At 63.2% G+C, this 17,844-nt stretch carries 18 protein-coding genes; 12 read left to right on the top strand and 6 right to left on the bottom strand.

All coding sequences use genetic code 11. The features are described 5' to 3' along the window. Window positions 1–251: 251 nt before the first annotated feature. Window positions 252–1,328 carry an ABC transporter substrate-binding protein gene (locus tag J6524_RS14165; RefSeq protein ID WP_225671408.1) on the bottom strand — a complete coding sequence of 359 codons (1,077 nt, stop codon included), beginning with the start codon at window positions 1,326–1,328 and terminating at the stop codon, window positions 252–254. 240 nt (window positions 1,329–1,568) lie between these two features. On the opposite strand from J6524_RS14165, the gene J6524_RS14160 reads away from it, so the two are divergent. The 6 genes from J6524_RS14160 (at window position 1,569) to J6524_RS14135 (ending at window position 5,675) form a co-directional block, all read left to right on the top strand. Continuing rightward, a complete protein-coding gene (locus J6524_RS14160; protein ID WP_225671406.1) occupies window positions 1,569–1,958 on the top strand; it encodes a hypothetical protein in 390 nt (129 codons plus the stop codon). A gap of 124 nt (window positions 1,959–2,082) precedes the next feature. Next, window positions 2,083–2,508 (top strand): phosphoribosyl-ATP diphosphatase, encoded by a 426-nt coding sequence (gene hisE, locus J6524_RS14155; protein WP_225671404.1) that lies wholly within the window; start codon window positions 2,083–2,085, stop codon window positions 2,506–2,508. A 62-nt stretch (window positions 2,509–2,570) separates the two neighbouring features. Next, window positions 2,571–3,152: a YqaA family protein gene (locus J6524_RS14150; protein ID WP_225671402.1), complete on the top strand. Its 582-nt coding sequence runs from the start codon at window positions 2,571–2,573 to the stop codon at window positions 3,150–3,152. A gap of 40 nt (window positions 3,153–3,192) precedes the next feature. Continuing rightward, window positions 3,193–3,771 carry a hypothetical protein gene (locus J6524_RS14145; protein ID WP_225671400.1) on the top strand — a complete coding sequence of 193 codons (579 nt, stop codon included), beginning with the start codon at window positions 3,193–3,195 and terminating at the stop codon, window positions 3,769–3,771. 152 nt (window positions 3,772–3,923) lie between these two features. Continuing rightward, window positions 3,924–4,892: an NAD(P)H-dependent flavin oxidoreductase gene (locus J6524_RS14140; RefSeq protein ID WP_225671398.1), complete on the top strand. Its 969-nt coding sequence runs from the start codon at window positions 3,924–3,926 to the stop codon at window positions 4,890–4,892. 48 nt (window positions 4,893–4,940) lie between these two features. Continuing rightward, entirely contained in the window at window positions 4,941–5,675 is a 735-nt protein-coding gene (locus J6524_RS14135; protein WP_225671396.1) for an SDR family NAD(P)-dependent oxidoreductase, read from the top strand. A gap of 79 nt (window positions 5,676–5,754) precedes the next feature. On the opposite strand, the gene J6524_RS14130 is transcribed toward J6524_RS14135, so the two are convergent. Together J6524_RS14130 and J6524_RS14125 are read right to left on the bottom strand one after the other, a co-directional pair. Next, window positions 5,755–6,444 (bottom strand): Fic/DOC family protein, encoded by a 690-nt coding sequence (locus J6524_RS14130; protein WP_225671394.1) that lies wholly within the window; start codon window positions 6,442–6,444, stop codon window positions 5,755–5,757. 38 nt (window positions 6,445–6,482) lie between these two features. Next, the gene (locus J6524_RS14125; protein WP_225671392.1) at window positions 6,483–6,737 is read right to left on the bottom strand and encodes a hypothetical protein; all 255 of its coding nucleotides are present in this window, start codon (window positions 6,735–6,737) and stop codon (window positions 6,483–6,485) included. A gap of 376 nt (window positions 6,738–7,113) precedes the next feature. Here J6524_RS14125 and J6524_RS14120 point away from each other — a divergent pair, with 376 nt between their 5' ends. After that, complete coding sequence (locus J6524_RS14120; protein ID WP_225671391.1) at window positions 7,114–7,887, top strand: thioesterase family protein; 774 nt, start codon at window positions 7,114–7,116, stop codon at window positions 7,885–7,887. Window positions 7,888–7,942: 55 nt separating this feature from the next. On the opposite strand, the gene J6524_RS14115 is transcribed toward J6524_RS14120, so the two are convergent. Continuing rightward, the gene (locus J6524_RS14115; RefSeq protein WP_225671389.1) at window positions 7,943–9,511 is read right to left on the bottom strand and encodes an ABC transporter substrate-binding protein; all 1,569 of its coding nucleotides are present in this window, start codon (window positions 9,509–9,511) and stop codon (window positions 7,943–7,945) included. Window positions 9,512–9,581: 70 nt separating this feature from the next. Further along, window positions 9,582–10,139, bottom strand: coding sequence for a hypothetical protein (locus tag J6524_RS14110; protein ID WP_225671387.1), 558 nt, complete (start codon window positions 10,137–10,139; stop codon window positions 9,582–9,584). Window positions 10,140–10,736: 597 nt separating this feature from the next. On the opposite strand from J6524_RS14110, the gene minC reads away from it, so the two are divergent. From minC to minE, 3 genes are read left to right on the top strand one after another with little or no spacing between them, the layout of a single operon-like run. Beyond that, window positions 10,737–11,438, top strand: a complete 702-nt coding sequence (minC, locus tag J6524_RS14105) for a septum site-determining protein MinC (protein ID WP_225671385.1) — start codon at window positions 10,737–10,739, stop codon at window positions 11,436–11,438. 19 nt (window positions 11,439–11,457) lie between these two features. Further along, window positions 11,458–12,273, top strand: a complete 816-nt coding sequence (gene minD, locus J6524_RS14100; RefSeq protein WP_225671383.1) for a septum site-determining protein MinD — start codon at window positions 11,458–11,460, stop codon at window positions 12,271–12,273. Continuing rightward, a complete protein-coding gene (gene minE, locus J6524_RS14095) occupies window positions 12,270–12,566 on the top strand; it encodes a cell division topological specificity factor MinE (RefSeq protein WP_225671381.1) in 297 nt (98 codons plus the stop codon). Before minD ends, minE begins: the two co-directional genes overlap by 4 nt. 44 nt (window positions 12,567–12,610) lie before the next feature. On the opposite strand, the gene J6524_RS14090 is transcribed toward minE, so the two are convergent. Continuing rightward, window positions 12,611–14,173, bottom strand: coding sequence for an AMP-binding protein (locus J6524_RS14090; RefSeq protein WP_225671379.1), 1,563 nt, complete (start codon window positions 14,171–14,173; stop codon window positions 12,611–12,613). Window positions 14,174–14,333: 160 nt separating this feature from the next. Here J6524_RS14090 and J6524_RS14085 point away from each other — a divergent pair, with 160 nt between their 5' ends. Next, complete coding sequence (locus tag J6524_RS14085; RefSeq protein WP_225671377.1) at window positions 14,334–15,314, top strand: NAD(P)H-dependent flavin oxidoreductase; 981 nt, start codon at window positions 14,334–14,336, stop codon at window positions 15,312–15,314. A 201-nt stretch (window positions 15,315–15,515) separates the two neighbouring features. After that, window positions 15,516–17,837, top strand: a complete 2,322-nt coding sequence (locus tag J6524_RS14080) for a mechanosensitive ion channel family protein (protein WP_225671375.1) — start codon at window positions 15,516–15,518, stop codon at window positions 17,835–17,837. The last annotated feature ends 7 nt before the right edge of the window (window positions 17,838–17,844 follow it).

Here is a 17,844-nt window from a genome sequence, read left to right as displayed (position 1 = left end):
AGGTAACCGCACTCGTCAACTGCCTGAGCAAGCGGCACCCCTCTCCCTAACCCTCCCCCGCAAGGGGGGAGGGAACCCTACCGCCAATGCTCGCCTGACGCGTCCTCGCGGCGCAGAGGAGCCGCGATGCAAGGTGAGCAGCCGTTGTGCGCAGTGAGGTGAGCACGCCGATCAGGCTCCTTCCCCCCTTGCGGGGGAGGGTTGGGGAGAGGGGTAAGCCCGGAGCACCGACGGAAGACGAGACCACCCGCTCAATTAACCAGCCGCCCGTTGAGCGGCGGCAGAAACTGGTCGTCGAAAATGTCCGACGCCTGCGGCCGCTTCTGGAACTTGAAATCTTCCCCGACCTGGTCGATCGAACGCTCGAATCGCGCCGGATCGATTGCGCCGACGCCGTTGCGTCTCACTTCGCTGGTCAGGATGTTGTCACGCAGGATGGTTTGCAGGCGTTCGAGCTCAAGGTCCTTCGATCCGCCGTCCATGCGATTGGCAACTTCGGCCGCGGCGCCGGCCGGGTCCTTGATCGTCAGGTTCAACCCGCCGATCACGCCGCGCACAAATCCCTTCACCGCCTCGGGCTTGGCGGCCGCCAGCGCCGGATTGACGATAACAGCGAAACCATAGGCCTCGCAGCCATAGTCGGCGAATTTCAGCACCGCCAGATCGTCGGCCGGCACGCCGCGGTCCCGCAGATTGATCGCCGAGAGATAGGAGAATCCGGTCACGGCATCGATCTGGCCCGCCGACAGCATCGGCTCGCGCACCGCGGCGCTGATGCTGCTCTGCTTGACGTTCTTGATCTTAATTCCGTTCTGGTGCGCCACCGCCGGCCACAGCCGGACGGAGAGGTCGCCTTCGGCCACGCCGAGCGTCTTGCCCTCGATGTCCGAAAGCATCCGGATGCCGCGGCTCTTGCGGGCGATAATGGCGTAGGGCGCCTTGTTGAACAGCATGAACACCGCCTTGATCCGGGGGCCTCCCTGCTTGTCCTTGTCGCGAAACCGCATCAAGGCGTTGATGTCGACCAGGGCGAAGTCGCTGGTGCCTGCGGCAACACGCGCAATCGCATCCGATGATCCGCTGGCAATGTTGGTTGTGACCGCCAGCGCTTCGGCGCTGAACAGGCCGCCCGCGGCGGCCATCACGAATGGCGCCGCTGCGGCATCGATCGGGCGATCGAGCGAAAACTGGATCGCAAGCGGAGGCCGGGGTTCGTCTGCGGCCGAGACGCCATTCGCGGTGAGGCCAGCCATCACGCACAGGCTGGCTATGAAAGCCAGGAGAACGCTGAGACGAAAGCGGATAGCGTTGGTCCTAATCGCACGCATGAGGCTATATCAGCATGAGGTGGGACAAGCTGCCGCGCCGGCGATGTCAGCTTCGTGACATCTCCGCTGGCATTTCTCGCCCTTGGGCGAAGGATTGTGCCGCATCTTATCTGAATGGTCGATGACTGCCACGATTTTGCCAGGGATCGTTCAGCCGCCGTTCGGATTCGGGAACCTAGTATTCCCTCCGTGGTTAGCTATCCGAGGCCTGTCAGGCCAGCTCCCACGGAGGATGTGCAGATGTTTGCGCGAAAGGGTGTGTTTTCATCGATCGGCCGCGCCGGCGCGATGGCGACGGTCGTGGCGGTGTCGCTGACGACATTCCAGCCGTTGCCGGCTTTTGCCGGCTCCGCGACGCCGACCAAGGGCATAACCGCTTCGACCGGGACCAGCGACGCGACCGATATCAGCGCACGGCGCAGGTACTATCGCGGTGGCGGCGCTGCGGCAGCGGCGGCCTTTGCTGGCATCGTCGGCACAGGGCTTGCGATCGCGGCCGCCCAGAACCGCCGGGATTACTACTATGACCATTATGGCTACTATGGCGGTCCAGCCTATTACGGCCGCCCGGGCTACTATTACGCGCCCCGCCCGTACTACTACGGCAGTCCCTATTACGGCGGCTGGTAAACGCGACCGCTAAAATCGCAACCGTTAAAGATGAATCCACCGGCCCGCACCGCCCGGTGGATTTTTTGTGGTTGCAGGGGCGGCTGTTAACACGCTCGCCATGGCTTTGCATTAGGTTGGAAGGATGAGTGATTCGCTCGAACGGCTTTATCAGGCTGTCCTCGCGGCCCGGGACCTCGATCCGGCAACGTCGCGCACAGCCCGGCTGTTTCAGCGTGGCCCGTCCAAGATGGCCAAGAAGCTGGCCGAGGAAGCCATCGAAGTCGTAATCGATGCCGTCAGCGGCAAGACCGACGCGGTGATCCGCGAGAGCGCCGACCTGCTCTACAACCTGACCGTTCTCTGGGCATCGGCCGGCGTGAAGCCGGAGGATGTCTGGCGCGAGATGGAGCGGCGCGAGGATCTGCTCGGCATCGCCGAGAAAATGCCGAAAGCCGTCAAAGCGCCGAAAACCGCACCAAGCAAGCGGCTGCCCGAGACGACGGCAATCCCGGCTGTAAGGCGGCGAATTGTCGCGCTGGAAGGCCGCTCCTTACGAAAACGGCACTAATCCTCTCAAAATCCCTGTTTCTACGGCATGGACAAATCCGCTCTATGATGGTTGATGCGGCCATGCTCAAACGGTCTTACGATTGGTTTATCGACGCTGCTGACAAGCGATACGCGCTCTGGATCATGGCAGCCGTATCCTTCGCGGAAAGCTCGTTCTTCCCGATTCCACCTGACGTCATGCTGTTGCCGATGTCGCTGGCGCGGCCGAAGAAGGCGTGGTGGTTTGCGACTGTCTGTACGATCGCATCGGTCGCCGGCGGCGTGGTCGGATACGCGATCGGCGCGCTGCTCTATGACTCCGTGGGGCACTGGCTGATCACCGTCTACGGGCTCAGCGACAAGGTCGAGACCTTCCGCGCCTCCTATGCCGAATGGGGCGCGGTGATCATTCTCCTGAAGGGCCTGACGCCGATTCCATATAAGCTCGTGACCATCACCTCGGGCTTCGCCGGCTACAATATTTGGTTGTTCATCCTGTGTTCGATCGTGGCGCGCGGCGGGCGCTTCTTCGTGGTCGCGGTCCTGCTCAATCGCTATGGCGACTTGATCCGAGCCGAGCTGGAAAAGCGCCTCGGCACCTGGGTGGCGATCGGCGCCATCGTGCTGGTGCTCGGCTTCTACGTCGCATTCAAGCTGGTCTAGCGCTTTGCCGGCATCCCGGCTTCAGGCTACGTTTCGCGGCATGTCCGATCGAATCGGCCGTTTGTTCGAACTAGCCGGGCCGCAACTTGCGACCGCAGGCCTCGTTGCATCCATGCTGGCGATCTCATCCGAGGCCGGCTGGCCGCAGACCGCGCCTCCGCCGGCTCTTGGCGTACAGTCGCCGGCGCAGCAGCCGCTGCCTGAGCCGCAGCAGAACGAGCCGGCAGCGCCGCCGCGTCAGGAGAATTCGGGCCTGATCAACGAAATCGGAAAACTGTTCGAAAAATCCAAGTCGCTGCTGCCGCCACTGAAGAGCCCGGGCGAGACCATCGAGGAGCTCAATGCGGGCGCCAAGGGCGCCGGTGAGAGCCTGTCGAACATCGCCAAGCCCTCGATCATGGTGGGCGGGCGGGCGGCCTGCCTTGTGGCGACCAACGGCGCGCCGGACTGCAAGGCCGGCGCCGACCGACTGTGCCAGAGCAAGGGCTACAAGGAAGGTAAGAGCCTCGATACCGATGCGGCCGAGAAGTGCTCGCCGAAAGTGTACCTGCCCGGCTACAAGCGGCAGCCGGGCGACTGCAAGACGGAGAACTACGTGACGCGGGCGCTCTGCCAATAGCGCTCGCCTCCAGACCTGGAGGGGATCATGCGCAAACGCATCGCCGCCAGCGTTAAAACGCAATACTTGACACTGGAAAGATCGCCTTGTTGGTTGGTATGACGTCTGGCATCTCACGTTGCCTGTCCGAATAACCAAAGGATCGTCTCTCAATGTCCATGCCCGCGCTGTTCAAGGGCCGCCTGTCGATACCCGTGATCGGGTCGCCGCTGTTCATCATTTCCGTGCCCGATCTCGTGATCGCCCAGTGCAAGGCCGGCGTGGTCGGATCGTTTCCGGCGCTGAATGCGCGGCCGGCCTCGCTGCTCGACGAATGGATCGCCCGCATCAAGGAAGAGCTCGCCGCCTGGGACAAGGCCAACCCGGATCGCCCGTCGGCGCCGTTCGCGGTGAACCAGATCGTGCACAAATCCAACAATCGGCTCGAGCACGATCTTGCCGTCTGCGAGAAGCACAAGGTGCCGATGCTGATCACTTCGCTCGGCGCGCGCGAGGATCTCAATCAGGCCGCCCATAACTGGGGCGGCATCGTCTTCCACGACGTGATCAATCAGAAATTCGCGCACAAGGCGATCGAGAAGGGCGCCGACGGCCTCATTCTCGTCGCAGCGGGCGCGGGGGGCCACGCCGGCACGATCTCGCCGCTCGCTTTCGTCGAGGAGACGCGCGCCTGGTTCGACGGGCCGATCGCGCTCTCGGGTGCGATCGCCAACGGCCGCGCGATCCGCGCGGCGCGCATTCTCGGCGCCGACTTCGCCTATATCGGCTCGGCCTTCATCGCGACCAAGGAAGCCAATGCGGTCGAGGCCTACAAGGAGATGATCACGTCATCGTCGGCGGAAGACATCATCTATTCGAACCTGTTCACCGGCGTGCACGGCAACTACCTCAAGCCGTCGATCGTCAAGGCCGGTCTCAATCCCGACGACCTGCCGACGTCAGATCCCTCCAAGATGAGCTTTGGCACCGACGCCTCCGGCGAGCGCGCCAAGCCGAAGGCATGGAAGGAGATCTGGGGCTCGGGTCAGGGCATCGGCGGCATCGGCAAGGTGGTGCCGGCAGCCGAACTGATCGCGCGGTTCAAGAAGGAATATGACGAGGCGGTCGACCCCGCATTGTGATTAGTGTCGTGGGATGCGCCCCGTCGTGAATGCGACGGAGGATCGGTGATGACCGGACAGGATCTGAGTACGCATGTCGGGCTGGTCACGGGTGCCTCCCGCGGCATTGGCGCGGCGATTGCGTTGATGCTGGCGGAGGCCGGTGCCGCAGTCGCGGTCAATTACCGCGAGCGCGCCGCCGACGCGGAGGCGATCGTAGCCGAGATCGAGGCCAAGGGCGGCCGCGCGATTGCGGTCGCGGCCGATGTCTCTCACGCAGCGGCCGTCACGGGCATGGTCCAACAGGTCTCTGCCGCGCTCGGCCCGATCGACATTCTCATCAACAATGCCGGCATTGCGATCGTGCGCGGTGTCGATGATCTCACGGAAGATGATTTCGACCGCACCATCGCGGTCAACCTCAAATCGGCATTCCTGTGCACGCAGGCGGTGCTACCGGCGATGCGGGCGCGCAAATGGGGCCGCATCGTCAATATCTCCTCGGGGGCAGCCCGCGGCGCCGGCGCCATCGGCGTGCACTACAATGCCTCCAAGGCCGGCATGGAAGGGTTGACGCGCGGCTACGCGGCGCGCCTTGTCAAGGAAGGCATCACCGTCAACGCGGTGGCGCCGTCGCTGATCGCAACAGACATGATGGGCGGCCGCACCGATCTGGCGCGCAACATCCCGCTCGGCCGCATGGGAGAGGCGAAGGAAGTGGCGCAAGCCGTCGCCATGGTGCTCGGCAACAGCTACATGACAGGGCAGACCATTGTCCTCAACGGCGGCATGGCATTCATTTGACGCACAAGTCCGTTCGGCCTAGCCGTTGCTGCGGGGTATGTCTCCCCGCACTGAAATCAACTTTGAACTAGATTCTAGTCTATGTCTTCGTTCGCTTTGCAAGCATGGCTTCGTACCGCGCCTTGACCGCTGGTTCATCGACCATACCGAGAACCTCGTTTAGCTCGGTATTTTGCACGCTACCATCCAAGCCGGGTGCCTGCACGATCGCGGTGGCGAGCTGCTCATAGGCGATCGGATCGCGCATGAACTGCTTCAGGTAGGCGTCGAGATGGCCTTTCGAAGGATTTTCGATTTCCTTAGTGAGCGCGTCGAGATATGCATCCTTTTTCGTTGCCGACCAGTCGATACTGAAGCTCGCGCGTTGCGCGAGCACGGAATGCACCGTCATGATCGTGCGGCCATTTCCGTCGAGAAAAGGATGTGCGTAGGCAAAGTAACCCATGATCTCGCCGGGCTTGGCTTTCATATAGTCCTTGTCTTGCCCTTTGCGTAAGGCGAACTCGACAGCGGCACGGATTTCCGGCGCGTTCGCGAAAATGACCGGGCCTTTCTTGATGGTCAGCTTGGGTGCGGTGCGGGTGCGATCTTGCCCAGCCCAGGGGTAGACCGCGCCAAACAGGATCCCATGGGTCTTCAGCACGTCCTCGAACGAAAGCGTCCTGGCCACAGCGAGCGCGGCGAAGGCCTCGTCGAGGCCTGTCATGAACGACGCGTGTTCCGCGCGCTTGACGATCGCGAGGTCTTTCTCTTTTTCGAAGTTACGCAAATAGCCTTCGGTCGCGAAATCGCCGAATGGATCGAAAGTCACGACTTGGCTTCGCGCAGGTATTTCACCTGAAGGTGGACGAGCTGACGGCGGTCAACATGGCCGGCTCGGTGCAAGGCAAACAGCATGCGCTCGATCTCGTCGGGCTGAACGGCGTCGTCCGCTAGCCGCGTCATGTGCTGCGCGAGCAGATCGGTTTGGGTCTGAACGTAGGTGACGTGATGCTTTGCCGCGAGCCTGCGGATATAGGCCGCGGTGGAGTTCTGCGTCACTGCTTCAGGGCGTTCCGCCATGGCTCATCCTCACTATGAAATATAACATTCCTTGTCCTCAAAATCCATTAAAGCACGAACGGATTCGGAGAAAATCTCGATCAAGGCGTTGTTTTTAAAAGACTAATGAGCCGCCGCCTTGGATGTGTGAACTCAGCTCCAAATCTCCACCATGGCACGTTTATCCGGCCACACCGCATCGGATTGAAGGCGTATGCAAGCCGAGTGCTAGCATCTGTTGATCGCCTCGCGCGCCCAGCTTTCCGAGCAAAGGCCGCATCATCAGGCGGCGTCGAATGCGCCAACCAGCGGCTCGGGCGGCTGAGATGCAGCCTCGACTCCTTCGGGCGAAGCAGGCAAGAAGCGGCTCTGCCCATGCCACAGGACCTCTCATCCGATGGAAGCCATCTTTCGCGTTGACGGCAACAATGTCGTCACCAGCCCTTTTGCCGCGGGGCCATGGGACCCGAGCATGCAGCACGGCTCGCCGCCGGCGGCGCTGGTGGTGTGGGCGGCGGAGCGGATTCCGACGCTGGTCCCGATGCGAGTGGCCCGCGTGACGGTCGACCTGATGCGCCCCGTGCCGGTGGCGCCGCTGATGATCGAGAGCGAAGTCCTACGCGAGGGACGCAAGATCCAGCTTTGCGCCGTCAGGCTGCTCGCCGGCGGTGTGGTTGTGGTCAGTGCGACCGTGCTCAAGATCAAGGTAGAGGCCAAGGAATTGCCGCCCGATGCCGTCATCCCGCCGGTCGAACTGCCGGGGCCCGATCAATCGCGCGTCGAGCCTGCGGATTTTTCTTCCTCGCCGTTCGTTACCGGCATGTCGCTGCGCGCCGCGCGTGGCCGGTTCGGCTCGCCCGGGCTAGGCGCGATCTGGTATCGCGTCGACCGGCCGATCGTGGAAGGCGCTGACGTATCGCAGGCGATGCGGGCGATGGCGGCGGCGGATTTCTGCAACGGCACCTCGCCGGTGCTGGATTTCCGCGAATGGACTTTTCTCAACGCCGACCTGACGGTGAATTTCGCGCGTGAACCGGTCGGCGACTGGATACTGGTCGACGCCGAGTCCTGGATCGGTCCCGATGGCGCGGGGCTTGCCATGGCGCGGCTCGCCGATGAGCGCGGCTATTTCGGCCGCGCCGTTCAGAGCCTTGTCATCGAGAAGCGCTGACTGTGTGTCTTGTACGGGAGGGACCGCAATCACCGGGATTGCGGCCCCCTTTCGATCATTCGAGATCGATCGGCTGGTAACGCCCGCTTTCGTCGAGTGCCGTGCCCCACACCTTGTTCGAGGCCTGGTGCTCGGAGCGGCCGAAGCTCAGCTGGGTCCCGAGACCGAGGTCGAGATTGCGCATCGTCTCAAGCGTGTCGATCAGCTTCTCCGTATCGATCTGCGGGCCGGTTCGCTTGATGCCCGCGATCAGGACGTTGGCGGCGACATAGCCCTCGAACGAAACGTAGTCGGGCGCTTCGCCTGGGAAATACTTGGCGAGCGCGTTCTTGTATTCGAGCACGGCGGACGAATAGCCCGACACCGCCGGCACCACCTGCGTCACGATCACGCCATTGGTGTAGCGCGGTCCCAACAGTTTCAGTTCTTCGGCAAGCGCGGTAGAGCCGACGAACGAGACGTTGGAATAGATCATCCCGGGATAAAGGTCGCGCGTCTTCTCGATGAATCTTGCCGCGGCCCGGTAGGTCGCGACCATCACGACAGCCTTGATAGGCGTTTTCTGCGCCTTCAGCTGGTTGACCGCATCGTCGACATCGACGGTGTTTCGCGCGTAGTTGAGCCGGAGGATAGCCCCGTCGTTCGCGCCCATGGCGCGAAACGCCTTGGCGACCCCTGCAAATCCGGCGTCGCCGTATGAATCCTGCTGCGCAAAAACCGCGATCTGCCGGGGCTGCAGCCGGCGTATCTTGACGAGGTAGCGAACAACCGCGTCAGTTTCCTGAACATAGCTGGCGCGGTAGTTGAAGACGTAGCGGTCCGGCGGATCATTGCGTAGGATGTTGGCGCCAGTGAAGGCGCCGAAGAACAACATCCGGCGTTCGAGCGCATAGGGGATCGCTACCGCTGCGGTCGGCGTGCCGACATTGCCGACGATTCCGAACACCTGGTCCTTCTCATAAAGCTGCTTCATGGCCTCGATGGTGCGCGAGGGCTCGTAGCCGTCGTCAGCGGCGAACAATTTGAGCATCCGCCCGTCGATGCCGCCGGCATCATTGACGCGGTTGAAGGCGGTCTCGATGCCGAGCTTCATCTGTCGGCCAAGCTCGCGGGACGAGCCGGAGAAGGGGGCTGCGATACCGAAGCGGATTTCCTTTTCGCCGATGCCGCGCGGCAGCGGACCGGCCGGAACATTGGCTGTTGGCGCGGTTGCTGCATTCGCTGCTGTCGCAGCAGCCGCAGGCGAGGGACCGATGACGCTGGAGAGGCTCGGTCCTGCGATCGAGCGTTCGAGATCGGCAAGCTGACGGTCGGCGCGGATGCAGTCGATCCTGCCGGAGGTGACGGCGGTGCGTCCATCGGCCACGCTGCGGTCGAACACCTGCGTGAGATCGGAGCGCTCGGCCTCGTTCGACGAGGCTTCCCGGATCACCTGCGAAAACTTGTCGACGATGGTCTGGATGCGCGGACGCGCAATGTCGCGGCATGCCTGTGCCGAGCCGATCACGGGACCGACACGGCCGGCAAGGTCGCGCACGATCGCGATGTCGCCGGTAGCCTGGGCGCTGCCTGCGATGCCCAAAAGCACTGCCCCGACCAATAAGGCGATCCGGTGCGAGGTCATGGCAAACTCCTTGAGAACAAGATCGCGGAAAGTCGGTTCTCAGACATTGTCATTCCTCCTTCCGTCTCAATCATGGGTTGGTACGTTGTGGTGCAGCCGCATCCGCATCAGGCTTTTCGCGCCACTGCATGAACTGCTTGAGCAATTCTCCCGACTGCTCGGATGACGCCGGTGCGCTTGGCGGGGTGGAGGCGAGCAGGGACTGGAATTCGCTGATCGCCGGCTTCTGCGACGTCTCTCCGGATTGGGACAGTGCGCTCTTGATCGACTGCGCAAAGCTCGATAGCGCCGACGACTGCTCGCCGTCGCTCTGCCGCGATCCGGGCACCGCCACCACGAAGAACAGCGCCACGAGAGCCGCGACGCCGATCGCGGCTGCGAAGCGCGCAGCGACGCTCCACAATGCCTTCTTCGATTCGAGGTCGGGTTCCTGCATCACCTCGGGATCGAGCGGATGGCGCAGCGCATTGGAGACGGCGCTCTCGAGCTGGGTGTCGAAGGACGCCGGAGCAAATGGCGTCTCGGGAGAGCCATCGCGCTGGGAAGCCGACCGCTCACGTAGCCAGCGCGGGGCGTAGTACAGGGGATCGCGCGGATTGATATGCTCCTGCTCACTCACACTACTCATACGCATACTCCCTGTGTCGCTTGTTGGATCTTGATCCGGCGGATTGGTCGGCGGCGAGACGGCTGCGGAGGTATCCGACAGGAGCTCAAGCTCATGGAGGAGGTGTTCGGAGGAATCCGTGCCCGCCCACCCGTCGCTATGCTTGGTTGGAAGAGTTGAATCAGACTGTGGGGCGTCGTCCCTGCTTTCGACGACACCTGTCTGCGAGACGCGACCTCGCGACGACTCCATCCCCACGGCTGCCACTGCCCTCGTCCCTTGCCGGCAAAATGCCCGTCTGCCCGACGGAATGAGCCGCCAGACCCAGAAAATCCGGCAGCACACATAAGTTTGTTGGAACCGCGCGAGGACGAATTTAGGTCGAAAACGTGACGAAAGTAAGTTGAGCTCTTGTTAACTACAACCGCCCGGACCCCTGTTTTACAAGGCTTTGGTGCACGTCCGCCCCGATTACTAGCTGGAATCGGCCACAAATGCGCCGGATTCGCCGCCTGTGTTGAGCCCGTTTCTGCGCGCAGCGCGGGTTTTCGCATTAATTACTCGTTAACCAAGTTGGTCGATTCTTAACCTTTCACTAAGGAAGGCGAGTCGAACATCATGGACGTCCGAGCGGATCCCACGCGTCAACTGGTTCGGCTGCGCGGCCGTTCCTACGTGGCGTTCGTGTTCAGCCCCGTCGTGCCGATCGTGGAGTGGCTCGCCGAGATCGATGCGACGCTGGCGCGCTCCCCGGGTTACTTCGTCGGCAAGCCGATCGTGCTCGATCTTTCCGCCGTCGATCTTTCCAGCTCCGCCATCGCCCATCTCCTCGGCAGCCTCGGCGAGCGCAACATCCGTGTTCTCGGCATCGAGGGCGTGGACGAAGAGCGCCTGGCCGCAGACATGCCGCCATTGCTCACCGGCGGCCGCGCCTGTGTGATCACGCGCAGCGAGCCGGTGCAAAAGTCGGAGCCTGAGGCGAAGCCGAAGCCGACCTCGTTGCTGCTCGAAACTCCCGTGCGTTCGGGCCAGTCGATCGTCTTCATGGAAGGCGACGTCACGGTGCTCGGCTCGGTCGGCTCGGGCGCGGAGATCGTCGCCGGCGGATCGATCCACATCTACGGCACGCTGCGCGGGCGCGCGATGGCCGGCGTCAACGGCAATTCGTCGGCGCGGATCTACTGCCAAAGGATCGAGGCCGAATTGCTCGCCATCGACGGCTACTACCAGACTGCTGAAGAAATCGACCTATCGCTCCGCAATCGCCCGGCGCAGGCCTGGCTGCAGGGTGACACCATGAAAATTACCCCGCTGAATTAACCGGCTAAGGAGATCACGTATGGCCAAGGTCCTGGTCGTTACCTCTGGCAAGGGAGGCGTTGGAAAGACCACCTCAACGGCCGCGCTCGGCGCGGCGCTCGCACAAGGCGGGCAAAGCGTCGTGGTGGTGGACTTCGACGTCGGCCTGCGCAATCTCGATCTGGTGATGGGAGCCGAACGCCGCGTGGTGTTCGACCTCATCAACGTGGTGCAGGGCGTGGCCAAGCTGCCGCAGGCGCTGATCCGCGACAAGCGGCTGGATAATCTCTGGCTGCTGCCCGCCTCCCAGACCCGCGACAAGGACGCGCTCACCGAGGAAGGCGTCGGCCGCGTCATCGCAGAGCTTACGTCGCGCTTCGACTGGGTGTTGTGCGACAGCCCGGCCGGCATCGAGCGCGGTGCGACGCTTGCCATGCGCTATGCCGACGAAGCCGTGATCATCACCAATCCCGAGGTTTCGTCGGTGCGCGATTCCGACCGCATCATCGGCATGCTCGATTCCAAGACGGTGCGAGCGGAGCGCGGCGAGCGGGTGGAAAAGCATGTGCTGATCACCCGCTACGATCCGGCACGTGCCGCCCGCGGTGAAATGCTCAATATCGACGACATCCTGGAAATCCTCGCGACACCTTTGCTCGGCATCATCCCTGAGAGCCAGGATGTGCTGAAGGCGTCCAACGTCGGCACGCCGGTGACGCTCAACAATGCCGCAAGCGCGCCAGCCCGCGCCTATGTCGATGCCTCGCGCCGCCTGATGGGCGAGCAGGTCGCCATGGTCGTGCCGGCCGAGCGCAAGGGCTTCATGGACCGCCTGCTGGGACGGAGGGCTGCATGAGCATGAGGCTGTTGCGGCTGTTCGGCGGCCGCAATGCGACGGCCCCGGTTGCCCGGGAGCGGTTGCAGATTTTGCTGGCGCACGAGCGCGGGCTGCTCGGCCAATCCGATCTCCTGGTCACGCTGCGCGAAGAGATTCTCGCCGTCGTGTCGAAGCACGTGATGCTCGATCCCGACAAGGTCATGGTCAAGCTGGATCGGGGCAAGACCGTTTCGACGCTCGAGGTCGATATCGAAGTCCCCAATGATTTCGACAAGGCGAAGGCGGCCCTCCAGAGGCGCATGGCCGGCTAATTGACATCGCTGCCCCGCACCGCGTCCGGGACACGGAGCCGCTGCTACCCCACCATTCGCTCGCGGCCGGCCCAGAAGCCGGCCTTCAGCACCTTCTTGTCGACCTTGCCGACGCCGGTCATCGGCAGCTCGCTAACGAACTCGATGTGTTTCGGCGCATGCGCCGAACCCTTCTTCGCCTTCACGAGATTGATCAATTCATCCGCGTTCGGCTTGGTGCCTTCGCGCGCGACGACCACGGCGGTGACGGCCTCGCCCCATTTGTCGTCGGGAACGCCGACCACGGCCACCATCGCGACGTCGGCATGCTGCGACAGCACGTCCTCGACCTCGCGCGGGAAAATGTTGAAGCCGCCCGAGACGATCATATCCTTCTTGCGGTCGAGAATGAACATGTAGCCGCGTTCGTCCACGCGCGCGATATCGCCGGTGTGCAGCCAGCCGTTCTTCAGCGTCTCCGCGGTGATATCCGGCCGCTTCCAGTATTCGGCCATCACATGGGAGGCGCGAACGCAGATCTCGCCGGCCTCGCCGGTTGCGACCTCCCGGTCGTCATTGTCCAGGATCTTCACCTGACACGCGGCAATCGGGAAGCCGCAGGATAAAAACAGCTCCGGCGTCTTGGGATTGTGATCTTTCTTGCGCAGCACGGAGACCGGATAGCATTCGGTCTGGCCGTAGAGCTGCGAGAACACCGGCCCGATCCGCTCGATGCCCTCGACCAGCCGGCTCGGCGACATCGCGGAAGCGCCGTACAGCAGGAGTTCGAGCGAGGAAAGATCCGTCTTGTCGAGCGCGGGATGATCGAGCATGACGTAGATCATCGTCGGCACGAACAGAGTGAAATTGATCTTCTCGCGTTCGATGGTCTTGAACACCGCCTCGGGATCGAAACCTCTGAGCATGTGTACGGTGCCGCCGCGCATCAGCGTCGGCAGCACTTTCGTTCCGGCAACGTGGCTGATCGGCGCCACCGTCAGATAGCGCGGCGTCTCCGGAATTTCGAAATCGGCGAGGATCGCACCGGCGCCGCCGCCATATTCGCGGTGATGGCGCAGCGCGCCCTTGGATTTGCCGGTGGTGCCGCCGGTGTAATTGAGGATGGCGATATCGTCTGGTACGGCGAAGCTGCGCGGCGTGGCGCTGCCTGAGCTCTCGACCGCCTGCAGGAGATCGGCGCCATAGCCGGCAGGCCCGAGCGTGAACACTGTCTTCAGGCCGGACGCCTTGGCCGCGAGCTCGCCGCCGCGATCGCGGAATGTGACACCGTCAACGACAAGCATCTGCGCTTCGGAATCCTCAAGCTGAAACAATTGATTGTCGAGCGAACCCAGCGGATGCAGCCAGGTGATGGCAAGTCGCGACAATTGCGCGGCGACGCCGGCGCACCAGGTATCGGCACGGTTGGCGGTGAGAAAGGCGACGCGGGTGCCGGGGGCAAAGCCCAATTTCATGAACACGGCCTGCATGCGTCCGATCATGTCTGTCGTGCCGCGATAGCTGATCGATCCGCCCGGCCAGGCAAACGCCGTCCGCTCAGGGTAGCGCGCCAGCGCCCGCAACGTCTGCTCGCATGCCACCGGAAAGGCGTAGAGCGGATTGCCCATTCTTTCTCTCCCACCGTTTTGTAATTGGCCTTCGGTCGTGCCAATGTTGAGCCCATAGCGTTTTCAAGCGAAGTGGATACCGGTTCGCGTCAAGAAAACGCGTCAAGACAACAACTACGCTAACACAACGATCACGCTGCTCAAGCCGGGAAGAAACGCTTTGCCATCCGTCGATCTGCTCTCGCGCTTTCGCGACCGTCTCGGCCTGCCGCTGATCGCAGCGCCGATGTTTCTCGTCTCCGGAACGGCGCTGGTGGTAGCCGCCTGCCGCAATGGCGTCATCGGCTCGTTCCCGACGGTGAATTGCCGTACCACGGAACAGCTAGAGCAATGGCTGACGGACATCGATATCAGTTTGAAGGCGCATGCCGATGCGAGCGGCAAAGCGTCAGCGCCGGTTTGCGCCAACCTGATCGTGCATCGCTCCAACGCGCGGCTCGGGGAGGATCTTGCTGTGCTGCTGCGGCACCGGCCGGAAATGGTGATCACTTCAGTCGGCTCGCCGGCGCCGGTAGTTGGGCCGTTGCATGATGCCGGCGCGCTGGTGTTTGCCGACGTCGCTTCCATCCGCCATGCCGAACGCGCGATCGCTGCCGGCGCCGACGGCTTGGTGCTGCTGACGGCAGGCGCGGGCGGCCAGACCGGCTGGCTCAATCCCTTCGCCTTCGTTCGCGCAGTGCGTGCCTTCTTCGATGGGCCGCTGGTACTGGCAGGTGGCGTCAGCGACGGCCACGCGCTTCGCGCCGCCGAGGCACTCGGTTGCGACCTCGCCTATATGGGCACCAAGTTCATCGCGACGCGCGAGAGCATGGCAGACGCCAGCTACAAGGAGATGCTGGTCGCCAGCAGCGCCGACGATGTTCTGCTGACGTCGGCGTTTACGGGGCTGCAGACCAACATGTTGCGTCCCTCGATCGAGGCCGCCGGCCTTGATCCGGATGATCTGCCGCTGCGTGGCGCGATCGATATCGGCAAGGATATCGATATCGGCGCGCGCGAGAACCGCCCCAAGCGCTGGAAAGATATCTGGAGCGCAGGCCATTCCGTCTCCGGCGTGACGGAAGTGTTATCCGTTGACGAGATGATCGCGCACACGCGCGCGGAATATCAGGCGGCCGCCGCGCGCATAAGACTGGGCTAGGGATCTAAGGTTTCGCGCCGTTTCATCTTGCGGCAGTTCGCGAAGTTCCCGTGATGTAGCAAATGCCAAGAGAAAGCCGTCGCGGTAGCAAACTTCCGACACAGGATGGCGGCGAAAACGGGCAATCCGACATGACGCGCGCGCGAAGGTGAGACCGTTCCGGTTTCGCCATCGGGCTCATCTTAATTCAGCGAGGCTCTCGTGTCGTCCAAGTTCCTGCTCTCCATCCTGCTGGCCTTCCTCCTGCACGCGTTTCCGGCTTTCGCACAGCAAGGCTCCGCGCCGACTCCTGCTGCCGGCAATGTGGAGACCCTGACGCCCGATCAGGCGAAGCGGGCGCTCGAGACACTTTCCGACGACAAGAAGCGCGCGCAGGTGATCGAGACGCTGCGTGCGGTCGCCAATGCCTCGCCGCAAGCGCAGCCCGAACCGAAATCCGCCGTGCCGCTCACGGCGGACAGTCTTGGCGCTCAACTCCTGCTGATGGTGTCCGAGCAGGTCGGCGAGATTTCGCGCGAGATCGCCGACGTGGCGCGGACACTGACGCACTATCGTGCCTTCTATTACTGGTTCCTGCGGACGGCCAATGATCCCTCCGCCTATCACCAGTTGCTCGATATCGCCTGGAAGCTGGCGCTGGTGTTCATCTGCGCCTTCGCTGCCGAATGGCTGGTTTTCCGCTTCATCCAACGGCCGGTGGCGCTGTTGGAGGCGCGGCTCCCACAGGTGGCGCAGGCGCCGGTGCAGACGCTTGCGTTGGCGGATCCGCCATCGTCGGTGGCAGACGTTGCCGCGGCGCCCGCGCAGCAGCGGCGGCGGCTCAGCCTGGCGCGGACCTGGCAATCGTTGGTCAGGCTGCCTTTCGTTCTCGGACGCCTCGCGCTCGAATTGCTGCCGGTGCTCGTTTTCATCGGAATTGCCACGATGCTGCTTGGCACCGGGATCGGCGATCTCGCGACCACCCGGCTCGTGATCCTTGCCGTCGTCAACGCCTACGCGCTATCCCGCGCGCTGATCTGCGTCGTGCGAGCGCTGGCCGGACCTTTCGGCCTGTTTCGGATTCGCGCCGAGACCGCCGCCTATATCGAGATATGGGCGCGGCGCATCGTGACGGTTGCCGTCTCGGGCATCGCGTTTGCCAATGTGGCGTTGCTGCTCGGCCTGCACCGCGCCGGCTATGCCGCCTTGCTCCGCCTGGTGATGCTGGTCGTGCACCTCTTTGTCGTCGTCGTCATCCTGCAGTGCCGCCGTCAGGTCGCCGACACCATCCGCGCGCCGGCCGGCCGCGATGGGCTGGCGGCCAGGATACGTAATCGCATCGCAGGCCTCTGGCACCTCCTTGCGATCGCGCTCGATCTCGCATTGTGGGCGGTTTGGGCGCTCAATATCCGCAACGGCTATTCGCTGCTGCTGCAATATTTCGTTGGCACCGTCGCGGTCGTGCTGGTCGCGCGCCTCGTCACCATCCTGGTGTTGAGCCTGATTGATCGCGGCTTTCGCATCAGCCCGGATCTTCTGCGCCGCTTCCCGGGCCTGGAGACCCGCGCCAACCGCTATCTGCCGCTGCTCCGCAACATCGTCTCGGCCGTAATTGCCTTCATCGGCTTCGTTGCACTGCTGGAGGTCTGGGGCATCGACGCCATCGTCTGGTTCTATGGCGGGCAGATCGGCAGCCGCTTGCTGTCGGCGGTGATGACCGTCGGCATTGCCGCGCTGGCGGCGGCGGCGATCTGGGAGATCAGCAATGCGCTGCTAGACCGCAAGATCAACGCGTTGTCGCGCGAGGGCCACTACGTTCGCGCGGCGCGGCTGCGCACCTTTCAGCCGATGCTGCGCACGGCGCTGCTATGCGTGATCGTCACCGTCGTCGGCCTGACTGCGCTCAGCGAAATCGGAGTCAACGTCGCGCCGTTGCTCGCCGGCGCGGGCATCGTCGGTATTGCCATCGGCTTCGGCTCGCAGAAGCTGGTGCAGGATCTCATCACCGGACTGTTTCTCCTGCTCGAAAACACCGTCCAGGTCGGCGACACCGTCACGCTGTCAGGCCTGTCGGGCGTGGTGGAAAACGTCTCGATCCGAACGCTCCGCCTGCGGGCCGGTGACGGCTCGGTGCACATCGTGCCGTTCAGCGCGGTGACGACGATCACCAATTCGAGCCGGGGCGCCGGCAATGCTGCTGTCAGCGTCAACGTGTCCTACAAGGAAGACACCGATCGCGCCGGCCAGATCTTGCAGGAGATCGTCGCCGAAATGCGCCGCGAGCCCGAATACCAGCACCTGATCCGCGGCGATCTCGAATTGTGGGGCGTCGACAAGGTGGATGGCTCAATGGCCTCGATCGTCGGCCAGATCCGCTGCACTGATGCCGGGCGCTGGCCGGTGCAGCGCGAATTCAACCGTCGCATGAAGCGGCGATTCCAGGAGTGCGGCGTGGAGATCGCTTCAGCCGGTCAAACCATTGTGATGCAGATTCCCGTGCCTGCCGATGTGGTGTCGAACTCGCTTCGACGGGCGGCCGGGTAGGGCGTAC

The organism is Bradyrhizobium hereditatis (assembly GCF_020329435.1).
Classification (GTDB): domain Bacteria; phylum Pseudomonadota; class Alphaproteobacteria; order Rhizobiales; family Xanthobacteraceae; genus Bradyrhizobium; species Bradyrhizobium hereditatis.
The sequence above is the reverse complement of the archived record's forward strand: the minus strand, read 5'-3'. Positions and strand labels throughout refer to the sequence as shown.

Excerpts from the sequence above, each read along its gene's own strand:
- J6524_RS14125 (WP_225671392.1), bottom strand. The coding sequence starts at position 6,737 with ATGGCGGAACGCCCTGAAGCAGTGACGCAGAACTCCACCGCGGCCTAT.
- J6524_RS14135 (WP_225671396.1), top strand. The coding sequence starts at position 4,941 with ATGACCGGACAGGATCTGAGTACGCATGTCGGGCTGGTCACGGGTGCC.
- J6524_RS14145 (WP_225671400.1), top strand. The coding sequence starts at position 3,193 with ATGTCCGATCGAATCGGCCGTTTGTTCGAACTAGCCGGGCCGCAACTT.
- minD (WP_225671383.1), top strand. The coding sequence starts at position 11,458 with ATGGCCAAGGTCCTGGTCGTTACCTCTGGCAAGGGAGGCGTTGGAAAG.
- J6524_RS14150 (WP_225671402.1), top strand. The coding sequence starts at position 2,571 with ATGCTCAAACGGTCTTACGATTGGTTTATCGACGCTGCTGACAAGCGA.
- hisE (WP_225671404.1), top strand. The coding sequence starts at position 2,083 with ATGAGTGATTCGCTCGAACGGCTTTATCAGGCTGTCCTCGCGGCCCGG.
- J6524_RS14160 (WP_225671406.1), top strand. The coding sequence starts at position 1,569 with ATGTTTGCGCGAAAGGGTGTGTTTTCATCGATCGGCCGCGCCGGCGCG.
- J6524_RS14140 (WP_225671398.1), top strand. The coding sequence starts at position 3,924 with ATGTCCATGCCCGCGCTGTTCAAGGGCCGCCTGTCGATACCCGTGATC.
- minC (WP_225671385.1), top strand. The coding sequence starts at position 10,737 with ATGGACGTCCGAGCGGATCCCACGCGTCAACTGGTTCGGCTGCGCGGC.
- J6524_RS14165 (WP_225671408.1), bottom strand. The coding sequence starts at position 1,328 with ATGCGTGCGATTAGGACCAACGCTATCCGCTTTCGTCTCAGCGTTCTC.
- J6524_RS14115 (WP_225671389.1), bottom strand. The coding sequence starts at position 9,511 with ATGACCTCGCACCGGATCGCCTTATTGGTCGGGGCAGTGCTTTTGGGC.
- minE (WP_225671381.1), top strand. The coding sequence starts at position 12,270 with ATGAGCATGAGGCTGTTGCGGCTGTTCGGCGGCCGCAATGCGACGGCC.
- J6524_RS14110 (WP_225671387.1), bottom strand. The coding sequence starts at position 10,139 with ATGAGTAGTGTGAGTGAGCAGGAGCATATCAATCCGCGCGATCCCCTG.
- J6524_RS14120 (WP_225671391.1), top strand. The coding sequence starts at position 7,114 with ATGGAAGCCATCTTTCGCGTTGACGGCAACAATGTCGTCACCAGCCCT.
- J6524_RS14090 (WP_225671379.1), bottom strand. The coding sequence starts at position 14,173 with ATGGGCAATCCGCTCTACGCCTTTCCGGTGGCATGCGAGCAGACGTTG.